Below are 10,230 nucleotides of genomic sequence, written 5' to 3'. Positions count from 1 at the left end.
TTAGTGATCCGGTGGTTCCGCATGGAAGGGCCATCGCTCAACGGATAAAAGCTACCCCGGGGATAACAGGCTGATCTCCCCCAAGAGTCCACATCGACGGGGAGGTTTGGCACCTCGATGTCGGCTCATCGCATCCTGGGGCTGTAGTCGGTCCCAAGGGTTGGGCTGTTCGCCCATTAAAGCGGTACGCGAGCTGGGTTCAGAACGTCGTGAGACAGTTCGGTCCCTATCCGTCGCGGGCGGAGGAAATTTGAGAGGAGCTGTCCTTAGTACGAGAGGACCGGGATGGACGCACCGCTGGTGTACCAGTTGTCCCGCCAGGGGCACCGCTGGGTAGCTATGTGCGGACGGGATAAGCGCTGAAAGCATCTAAGCGTGAAGCCCCCCTCAAGATGAGATTTCCCACCGCGCAAAGCGGGTAAGATCCCTCGAAGATGACGAGGTCGATAGGTCCGAGGTGGAAGCGTGGCGACACGTGGAGCTGACGGATACTAATCGATCGAGGGCTTAACCAAGAAAAGCGCAGGCGAGCGGGTCGCCGCGACGGGCAAATGTTCTTCGCCTGCAGGGATTTCCGATCCCGAAGGCGAAGGTTATTTGACCCCGAGCGGCGGCGAGCCGGAGCTGGACAGCGCGAAAAGCGCAGGCGAGCGGCTTCTTCCTGAGCACGGTTATCTAGTTTTGAGGGAATGAACTTCCTTCTTGACATTGTTTGTTTTTCAAGTATAATAAATGATGTCAAAATCCAACCGCTTGCCTAGTGGCTATGGCGGAGGGGAAACACCCGTTCCCATCCCGAACACGGAAGTTAAGCCCTCCAGCGCCGATGGTAGTTGGGGCCAGCGCCCCTGCAAGAGTAGGTCGCTGCTAGGCAGGCAAAAAAATGAGGGAGCTGAATGGTTCTCTCATTATTTTTGCCTAATGGGAAATGAGTCATTTTGAATGACGCCATTTTCAATCCTCTCCCCCAAAATGTAAAGCGTGATCATCGTTTCCTAGACCCCCTTTTTCATAAAAGCGATAGGAAACGGAAACTCGCGTAAGGGTGTCCTGTACGGCATGGACACCCTCTTTTTTTACTTTTTTTGGAAAGGCAGGTATCTTCTTTTTTTGCACTCGTGGGGAGATTATTCGCTTTTTTTGATGACAATTTTCTTTTTCGGCTCGTCAGGGATAAGTCGATGCAGGTGGATGAACAACAGGCCGTTATGGTATGTTGCTTCGATGCGGTCCTCTTTGACGGCGAACGGCAGTGGGATTGTTTTTTGGAATTGGCCTTGGAAAAGGCCTTCTTCTACTAGCTCAAACCCTTTGAAGTTTAGATTAATGGTTGCCTTCACTTCCAACGTTTTGTATGATACATACACTTCTGCATCTTCGATTTTTTCGAGCCCCGGGAGGCTGATGACAACGAGCAGCTCGTTGTCTTTTTTGTAAATGTTCATGCCGGATGATGGTTTGTTTGAGTTTGATGACGGCAGCAACGGCTGGATGCTTCCCCAAAAATCATTTTGGAAAAATTGCTGCCAATGTTTTGTCCAATCGGAAAACGGCATAAATGGATTTTCGTTGGTCATAACGTCTCCCTCCTCCGCTCCTTCATCATATGCCGTCTTCTTCGTTTGGTGATTCAAAAAACACGAACATTTGCTTTGGTGAAATACTAAATGTTCGATTTTTTCCTTGACACGCCGAAAAAAAACCTGCTACTATAAAGGTAACTTCATAGTGTATGAGAAGATCCCTCATATAATTTTGGGAATATGGCCCAAAAGTTTCTACCCAATCACCGTAAATGATTGGACTATGAGGGAAAGGATCGGTTTTGGCTTTTTTTCGATCAGCAACTGTCAAAGCCCAGAACGATGCTTTCCCTCGTTTATGAACGGGAACGCATGTTCTGGGTTTTGTTGTGCTAGCAAAAGGAGTGAAACGGTATGAGCCCGCTCGTTGGGGTGATCATGGGAAGCCATTCGGATTGGGAAACGATGAAACATGCTTGCGCTATTTTGGCGGAATTGGGTGTTCCGTTTGAGAAAAAAGTCGTATCGGCGCACCGGACGCCGGATGAGATGTTTCGGTATGCGGAGACAGCCGAGGAGCGCGGCATCCGCGTGATCATTGCCGGCGCTGGCGGAGCGGCTCACTTGCCGGGGATGATCGCGGCGAAAACGACGCTGCCGGTGATTGGGGTGCCCGTGCAGTCAAAAGCATTGAATGGACTTGATTCGTTATTGTCGATTGTGCAAATGCCAGGCGGGGTGCCGGTGGCGACGGTGGCGATCGGCAAGGCGGGGGCGACCAACGCCGGACTGCTCGCCGCATCGATTCTTGGACTGCTTGAGCCACGCTATATGGAGGCGCTCAAAGCGCGGCGGGAAGCGATTCGCAAACAAATCGTAGAAAGCAGTGATCAATTTGACTAAGCAACGGATCGTTCCTGGGCAGACGATCGGCATCATCGGCGGGGGGCAGCTCGGGCGGATGATGGCTTTGGCGGCGCGCGAGATGGGTTTTCGCATCGCCGTGCTCGACCCAACGCCTGACTCCCCGTGCGGGCAAGTGGCCGATGTGGAGATTACGGCGCCTTATCATGATTTGGACGCCATCGCTGAACTGGCCCGCGTGAGCGATGTCATTACGTACGAATTTGAAAATATCGATGCGCGAGCGCTTGAGTGGCTGGAGGCAAACGCCTATGTCCCGCAAGGAAGCCGACTGCTTGCGGTGACGCAAGACCGGGCGCTGGAGAAAGCGGCGATCGTTGATGCCAGCTTGCCGGTGGCGCCCTATGTCGAAGTGAATGGAGCGGAGGAACTTGAACAGGCCGTTCAGACGATCGGTTTCCCGTGCGTCTTGAAAACGCGGCGCGGCGGCTACGACGGCAAAGGACAATATGTGCTGCGCGGCGAAGGCGATCTAGCCAAAGCGGCTGATTTGCTTGGGCTTGGCCCATGCATTTTGGAAGGCTGGGTGCCGTTTGTGAAGGAAATGTCGGTCATTGTCGCCCGCAACCTCGATGGTGAGACGGCTGTTTTTCCAGTGGCGGAAAATATTCATATCGAGAACATTTTGCATCAAACGATTGTTCCGGCTCGAATTCCGGAAAGCGTGCAAGAGCGGGCCATTCGCTACGCGGAAGTGTTGGCCGCATCGTTTTCGCTCGTTGGGACGCTGGCGGTGGAAATGTTTTTGACTGCGGACGGGGATATTTATATTAATGAGCTGGCCCCTAGACCGCACAACTCCGGACATTATACAATCAATGCATGCGCGACGTCGCAGTTTGCCCAGCACATCCGCGCCGTCTGCAACTGGCCGCTCGGATCGACCGAATTGTTGAAGCCGGCGGTGATGGTCAATATTTTAGGCGAGCACGTCGAGCCGGTCATTCGGCATATCGGTGCGTTCGACGGGGGGACCTACGTCCATCTGTACGGCAAACACGAAGCGAAGCCGAAGCGGAAAATGGGGCATGTGACGGTGCTGGCAGACGATGTCGAGGCGGCGTTGGCGAGAATCGAATCGTGGCAAATTTGGCATGATCGGAGGCTGGAACGAGGATGATTGAACGTTACACAAGACCGGAAATGGGAGCGATTTGGACCGAGGAAAACCGCTTTAAGGCATGGCTTGAGGTGGAACTGCTCGCGTGCGAGGCGTGGGCCGAGCTTGGCGTCATCCCAAAAGAAGATGTCCGCCGCCTGCGTGAAAACGCGTCGTTTGACGTCAACCGCATTAAGGAAATCGAAGAAGAAACGCGCCACGATGTCGTCGCCTTCACCCGCGCCGTTTCTGAGACGCTTGGGGAAGAACGAAAATGGGTGCATTATGGTCTCACGTCGACCGATGTCGTCGATACGGCGCTCGGCTACTTGTTAAAGCAGGCGAACGCGATTTTGCGGCGTGATTTGGAAAACTTCATTCAAGTGCTGAAAGAGAAAGCGCGCGAACATAAATACACGGTCATGATGGGGCGCACGCACGGCGTTCATGCCGAACCGACGACGTTCGGGCTGAAGCTGGCGCTTTGGTATGCCGAGATGGTGCGAAATTTGGAGCGGTTTGAACAAGCTGCCAAGATGGTGGAAGTAGGGAAAATTTCCGGCGCAGTCGGCACGTACGCCAACGTGGATCCGTTTGTGGAGCAGTATGTGTGTGAAAAACTCGGCTTGACGCCGGCGCCGATTTCGACGCAGACGCTGCAGCGCGACCGCCACGCTTACTATATGGCGACATTGGCCTTAATTGCGACATCGATTGAAAAATTTGCCGTCGAGATTCGCGGCTTGCAAAAAAGCGAAGTCCGCGAAGTCGAAGAGTTTTTTGCCAAAGGACAAAAAGGCTCATCAGCGATGCCGCATAAGCGCAATCCGATCGGTTCGGAAAACATGACCGGCATGGCGCGCGTCATTCGCGGCTATATGGTGACAGCGTACGAAAACGTGCCGCTTTGGCATGAACGCGACATTTCCCATTCGTCGGCCGAGCGCATCATTTTGCCGGATGCGACGATTGCGTTGAATTATATGTTGAACCGATTCGCGAATATCGTGAAACATTTGCTTGTGTACCCGGAAAACATGAAAAAAAATATGGAGCGCACGTTCGGGCTCATTTATTCACAGCGAGTCTTGCTTGCTTTGATCGACAAGGGGATGACGCGCGAGGAGGCGTACGATTTGGTGCAGCCGAAAGCGATGGAAGCGTGGGAGAGACAAGTGCCGTTCCGCTCGCTTCTTGAAGCGGATGAGCGGATCATGAGCCGGCTGACGAAAGAGGAGCTCGATGATTGTTTTGATTATCGCCATCACTTGAAACATGTCGATACGATTTTTGCCCGCTTAGGGTTGGAGTGAGCGGCTGCCGGCTGGTCGAAGCCGGCCGGCTATACAAAAGATTTTCAATCTTCTGGACAAATGGAGGCGTTGATCGTGCCGACGAAACAACAGCTGTTATATGAAGGGAAAGCGAAAAAAATTTACGCGACTGACGAGCCAGATGTGCTTTGGGTCGAGTACAAAGACAGCGCAACGGCGTTTAACGGCGAAAAAAAGGCGACGATCGCCGGCAAAGGGCGGCTCAATAACGAGATTTCCAGCTTGTTGTTTTTGAAGCTGCGCGAAGCAGGCATTGCCAATCATTTTATTGAAAAGCTGTCGCCAACGGAACAATTGGTCCGGCGCGTGACGATCATCCCGCTTGAAGTCGTTGTCCGCAATGTGGTAGCGGGAAGTTTAGCCAAGCGGATCGGTCTAGAGGAAGGGACGCCGCTTGAGGCGCCGCTTGTTGAGTTTTATTACAAAAACGACGACCTTGGCGACCCGTTGTTGTTGGAAGATCATATCTTCATTTTAAAACTCGCCAGCCGCGAGGAAGTCGCCGCGCTGAAGCAGGCCGCGCTTGCGGTGAATGACGTGCTGCGCCTCCATTTTGCCGAGCGGAACGTGCGGTTGATTGATTTTAAGCTTGAGTTCGGCCGTACAGCAGACGGAGCCATCCTCTTGGCGGATGAGATTTCACCGGACACGTGCCGGTTATGGGACGCAAAGACGAACGAAAAGCTCGACAAAGACGTGTTCCGCCGCGACTTGGGCAGTTTGACGGACGCATACGAAGTCATTTTACAACGGTTAGGGGGAGAATCGGCATGTACAAAGTAAAAGTGTATGTCACGTTGCGAGAGAGTGTGTTGGATCCGCAAGGGACCGCTGTAAAAGGGGCGCTGCACAGCTTATCGTATACGGAAGTGAAAGATGTACGAATCGGGAAGTTTATGGAGCTCGTGATTGAAGAGAGCGACCGCGACATCAACGAGCTCGTTCGCGAGATGTGTGAAAAACTGCTTGCCAACCCGGTGATTGAAGACTACCGCTATGAAATCGAGGAGGCCGTCGCCCGATGAAGTTTGCCGTCGTTGTCTTTCCGGGATCGAATTGCGATGTCGATATGTATCATGCGATCGCCGATGAACTTGGCGAAGAGGTCGAATACGTTTGGCATGACGAGGACGATCTAGACCGTTTTGACGCCATTTTGCTTCCAGGCGGGTTTTCGTACGGCGATTACTTGCGTTCCGGAGCCATTGCCCGTTTCTCCAAGGTGATGGCTGCCGTAAAAAAAGCCGCCGAAGCGGGAAAACCGGTGCTTGGGGTGTGCAACGGGTTTCAAATTTTGCTCGAAGCCGGCTTGCTTCCTGGGGCGATGCGCCGCAATCAAGGGTTGAAATTCATCTGCCGGCCGGTCCAGCTGACGGTGGAAAATCATGAAACGATGTTTACGTCTGCCTACGAAAAAGGCGAAGTCATTACAATTCCAATCGCCCATGGTGAAGGGAATTATTATTGCGATGAACAGACGCTCGAGCGCCTTGTCGAGAACCGGCAAATCGTGTTCCGTTACCATGGAGAAAATCCGAACGGCAGCTTGGCGGATATTGCCGGCATCGTCAATGAACAGGGCAATGTGCTCGGCATGATGCCGCATCCGGAGCGGGCGGTCGACGCCTTGCTCGGCAGCGCGGACGGATTGAAACTATTCCGATCGATCGTCAACTATTGGAGGGAGACGCATGTCGTTACTGCTTGAGCCGAGCGCGGCGATGATCAAAGAACAAAAGTTGTACCGTGAGATGGGGTTAACAGATGAAGAGTTTGCGCGCATTGAAGCGATTTTGGGGAGACTGCCGAACTACACGGAAACCGGCATTTTTGCCGTCATGTGGTCGGAGCATTGCAGCTACAAAAACTCGAAGCCGGTGCTGAAAAAATTCCCGACTGATGGTCCGCACGTGCTGCAAGGGCCGGGTGAGGGTGCGGGCATTGTCGATATTGGCGACGGGCTGGCGGTGGCGTTTAAAATCGAAAGCCATAATCACCCGTCAGCGATCGAGCCGTACCAAGGAGCGGCGACCGGGGTCGGCGGCATCATCCGCGACGTCTTTTCAATGGGAGCGCGGCCGATTGCGCTGCTGAACTCGCTTCGATTTGGCGAATTGACGTCGCCGCGCGTCAAATATTTGTTCGAGCAGGTCGTCGCCGGCATTGCCGGGTACGGCAACTGCGTCGGCATCCCGACCGTCGGCGGCGAGGTGCAGTTCGACCCGGCGTATGAAGGCAACCCATTGGTCAACGCCATGTGCGTCGGGATCATCCGCCATGAGGACATTCAGCGCGGCGTGGCGACCGGGGTCGGCAACACGGTCATGTACGTCGGGGCGAAAACGGGCCGCGACGGCATCCACGGGGCGACGTTTGCTTCGGAAGAGTTGAGCGAACAGTCGGAAGCAAAGCGTCCCGCCGTGCAAGTCGGCGACCCGTTTATGGAAAAACTGCTGCTTGAGGCGTGTCTTGAAGCAGTCAAGTCCGATGCGTTAGTCGGCATTCAAGATATGGGGGCGGCAGGACTCACGAGTTCATCCGCCGAGATGGCAAGCAAAGGTGGATTTGGCATTGAAATGAATTTGGATCTCGTCCCGCAGCGTGAGGCAGGCATGACGCCGTACGAAATGATGCTGTCCGAATCGCAGGAACGGATGCTGCTTGTTGTCAAGCAAGGTTGTGAAGACGAAATCGCCGCGATTTTTGCCAAATACGGCCTCGAGGCCAAAGCAATCGGCAAAGTGACCGATGACAAAATGCTCCGCCTCTTGTTCCGAGGCGAGGTGGTGGCGGAAATTCCGGTGGACGCCTTGGCGAAAGACGCGCCGGTGTATCATAAACCGTCTGCCGAGCCGGCTTATTACCGCGAGTTTCAAGCGATGCCGCCGTATATTCCGCACATCGAAGACTACAATCAAACATTGCTCGGGCTGCTCGCCCAGCCGACGATTGCGAGCAAAGAATGGGTGTACGACCAGTACGACTATATGGTGCGGACGAATACGGTCGTCGCCCCGGGATCGGACGCGGCGGTCGTGCGCATCCGCGGCATGAACAAGGCGCTCGCGCTGACGACGGATTGCAACTCGCGCTACTTGTATTTGGATCCGGAAACGGGCGGGAAAATCGCGGTCGCCGAGGCGGCGCGCAATGTCATCTGCTCCGGAGCAAAGCCGCTCGCCATTACGGACTGCCTCAACTTTGGCAGCCCGGAAAAGCCGGAGATTTTCTGGCAGCTCGAAAAAGCGGTCGACGGGATGAGCGAAGCGTGCCGGGCGCTCGGGACGCCGGTGGTGAGCGGCAACGTCTCGCTGTACAATGAAACGAACGGCGAGGCCGTGTACCCAACCCCGGTCGTTGGCATGGTCGGTCTCATTGACGATCTTTCCCATATTACGACTCAGTCGTTTAAACAAGCGGGCGACCTCATTTACGTGATCGGCGAGGCGAAGCCGGAGTTTGGCGGCAGCGAGTTGCAAAAATGGCTGGAAGGCCGCATTTTTGGAAAAGCACCGGAGATTGACTTAGAGGTGGAAGCAAGCCGCCAGCGCCAGCTGCTTGCGGCGATCCGCGCGGGGGTGGTGGCGTCAGCGCATGATATTGCCGAAGGAGGATTAGCCGTTGCGCTTGCTGAGTGTGTCATGGGTGCCTCGGGGCTTGGCGCCAAGGTGACGATCGGCGGTGACCTCGTCAGTGAACTGTTCAGCGAAACGCAATCACGCTTTGTTGTCTCGGTGAAAAAAGAGCAAAAAGAGGCGTTTGAGCAACTGGTTGAAGCGAAACAAATCGGCGAAGTGACAGACGACGGCGCATTCGTGGTGAACGGGGAGCACGGTGAGACGCTCATTCACCTTTCCGTTGCCAAGATGCGAAACGTCTGGAAAGGGGCTATTCCATGCTTGCTGAAATCAAAGGATTGAACGAGGAGTGCGGCATTTTCGGCATTTGGGGGCATGAAGACGCCGCCCGGCTCACATACTACGGGCTTCACAGCCTGCAGCACCGTGGGCAGGAAGGGGCCGGCATCGTTGTCGCGCATAACGGGAGCTTATCCAGTCATAAAGGGCTGGGGCTGGTGACCGATGTGTTTCAAAGCGGTACGCTCGATGCGCTCAAAGGGGCGGCGGCCATCGGTCATGTCCGCTATTCGACGGCGGGCGGGGGCGGCTATGAAAACGTTCAGCCGCTCTTGTTCCGCTCGCAAACCGGCGCGATGGCGCTCGCCCATAACGGCAACTTGACAAACGCCATCGAGTTGAAGCTCGCGCTTGAAGGGCAAGGAAGTATTTTTCAGACGACATCGGATACGGAAGTGTTCGCCCATCTCATCCGCCGCAGCCAAGCGCCGACGTTTGTCGAGCAAATGAAAGAGGCGCTCAGTCAGATCGAAGGGGCGTTTGCGTTTTTGTTGCTGACGGAAAAGGCGCTCTATGCGGCGCTTGATCCGCACGGGTTTCGGCCGCTGTCGCTCGGCCGGCTCGGTTCGGCGTATGTCGTGGCGTCGGAAACGTGTGCGTTTGACGTCATCGGCGCCACATACGAGCGGGAAGTGGCGCCTGGGGAATTGCTCATCATCAGCCGCGAAGGGGTGCGTTCAGAACGGTTCGCTCCTAGGCAGCCGCGGTCGATTTGCAGCATGGAGTACATTTATTTCGCTCGTCCGGACAGCCATGTCGACGGCATCAATGTCCATAAGGCCCGAAAAAACTTAGGAAAGCGGCTGGCCTTGGAAGCGCCGGCAGAGGCCGACATCGTCACCGGCGTGCCGGACTCAAGCATCTCTGTTGCCATCGGCTACGCTGAGGCGAGCGGCATTCCATACGAATTGGGGTTGATTAAAAACCGATATGTCGGGCGGACGTTCATCCAGCCGTCGCAGGCGTTGCGCGAGCAAGGAGTGAAAATGAAGCTGTCGCCGGTGCGCGGGGTTGTGGCCGGCAAACGGGTTGTGATGGTGGATGATTCGATCGTGCGCGGGACGACGAGCCGGCGCATCGTCGCGATGCTCCGTGAAGCCGGGGCGGTTGAAGTGCACGTGCGCATCAGCGCGCCGCCGATCACCCATCCTTGCTTTTACGGCATTGATACGTCGTCAAAGGAAGAATTGATCGCGGCGAATCGCACTGTTGAAGAGATTCGGCGCTTGATTGGCGCTGATTCCCTCGCCTTTATCAGCCAGGAAGGGATGCTTGAGGCCATCGGGCGTCCGGACGTCTCGCCGCAGCGTGGGCAATGTTTGGCGTGTTTCACTGGCCAATATCCGACCCGCCTCGGTCAAGCGGCGCGGCCATGTCTGACGATGAAATGATGGAGGAAGTATAACCGGTGCAGCTGACGAATGTGGTGGCGC

General features: G+C 55.1%; 9 protein-coding genes, 2 rRNA genes and 1 riboswitch (1 of these 12 cut by a window edge). Of the genes, 10 read left to right on the top strand and 1 reads right to left on the bottom strand.

Translation table 11 applies throughout. The features are described 5' to 3' along the window. Positions 1-515 (top strand): 23S ribosomal RNA (locus CWI35_RS08965); it begins 2,415 nt to the left of the window's first position. 241 nt (positions 516-756) lie between these two features. Next, positions 757-873, top strand: a 5S ribosomal RNA gene (gene rrf / locus CWI35_RS08960). 254 nt (positions 874-1,127) lie between these two features. On the opposite strand, the gene CWI35_RS08955 is transcribed toward rrf, so the two are convergent. After that, on the bottom strand, positions 1,128-1,577 hold the full coding sequence (locus tag CWI35_RS08955) for an Hsp20/alpha crystallin family protein (RefSeq protein WP_011229765.1): 450 nt from the start codon (positions 1,575-1,577) through the stop codon (positions 1,128-1,130). Positions 1,578-1,725: 148 nt separating this feature from the next. Then, a riboswitch (purine riboswitch) is annotated at positions 1,726-1,827 on the top strand. Between the two features lie 110 nt (positions 1,828-1,937). On the opposite strand from CWI35_RS08955, the gene purE reads away from it, so the two are divergent. The 8 genes from purE to purF are packed head-to-tail and all read left to right on the top strand — an operon-like array spanning position 1,938 to position 10,188. Further along, positions 1,938-2,426: a 5-(carboxyamino)imidazole ribonucleotide mutase gene (gene purE, locus CWI35_RS08950; RefSeq protein ID WP_011229766.1), complete on the top strand. Its 489-nt coding sequence runs from the start codon at positions 1,938-1,940 to the stop codon at positions 2,424-2,426. After that, positions 2,419-3,567 carry a 5-(carboxyamino)imidazole ribonucleotide synthase gene (purK, locus tag CWI35_RS08945; protein WP_011229767.1) on the top strand — a complete coding sequence of 383 codons (1,149 nt, stop codon included), beginning with the start codon at positions 2,419-2,421 and terminating at the stop codon, positions 3,565-3,567. The genes purE and purK overlap by 8 nt, the downstream gene beginning before the upstream one ends. Next, positions 3,564-4,859 (top strand): adenylosuccinate lyase, encoded by a 1,296-nt coding sequence (gene purB, locus CWI35_RS08940; RefSeq protein ID WP_013144127.1) that lies wholly within the window; start codon positions 3,564-3,566, stop codon positions 4,857-4,859. The genes purK and purB overlap by 4 nt, the downstream gene beginning before the upstream one ends. Positions 4,860-4,919: 60 nt before the next feature. Beyond that, positions 4,920-5,663, top strand: a complete 744-nt coding sequence (gene purC / locus CWI35_RS08935) for a phosphoribosylaminoimidazolesuccinocarboxamide synthase (RefSeq protein ID WP_014194762.1) — start codon at positions 4,920-4,922, stop codon at positions 5,661-5,663. Continuing rightward, positions 5,651-5,905: a phosphoribosylformylglycinamidine synthase subunit PurS gene (purS, locus tag CWI35_RS08930; RefSeq protein WP_014194763.1), complete on the top strand. Its 255-nt coding sequence runs from the start codon at positions 5,651-5,653 to the stop codon at positions 5,903-5,905. The genes purC and purS overlap by 13 nt, the downstream gene beginning before the upstream one ends. Continuing rightward, entirely contained in the window at positions 5,902-6,588 is a 687-nt protein-coding gene (gene purQ, locus CWI35_RS08925) for a phosphoribosylformylglycinamidine synthase subunit PurQ (RefSeq protein WP_014194764.1), read from the top strand. The genes purS and purQ overlap by 4 nt, the downstream gene beginning before the upstream one ends. Next, positions 6,572-8,800 (top strand): phosphoribosylformylglycinamidine synthase subunit PurL, encoded by a 2,229-nt coding sequence (gene purL, locus CWI35_RS08920; protein ID WP_119877671.1) that lies wholly within the window; start codon positions 6,572-6,574, stop codon positions 8,798-8,800. Before purQ ends, purL begins: the two co-directional genes overlap by 17 nt. Beyond that, positions 8,776-10,188 carry an amidophosphoribosyltransferase gene (purF, locus tag CWI35_RS08915; protein ID WP_011229773.1) on the top strand — a complete coding sequence of 471 codons (1,413 nt, stop codon included), beginning with the start codon at positions 8,776-8,778 and terminating at the stop codon, positions 10,186-10,188. The genes purL and purF overlap by 25 nt, the downstream gene beginning before the upstream one ends. Positions 10,189-10,230 lie beyond the last annotated feature (42 nt).

The organism is [Bacillus] caldolyticus, assembly GCF_003595605.1.
Classification (GTDB): Bacteria; Bacillota; Bacilli; order Bacillales; family Anoxybacillaceae; genus Geobacillus; species Geobacillus thermoleovorans.
The sequence above is the reverse complement of the archived record's forward strand: the minus strand, read 5'-3'. Positions and strand labels throughout refer to the sequence as shown.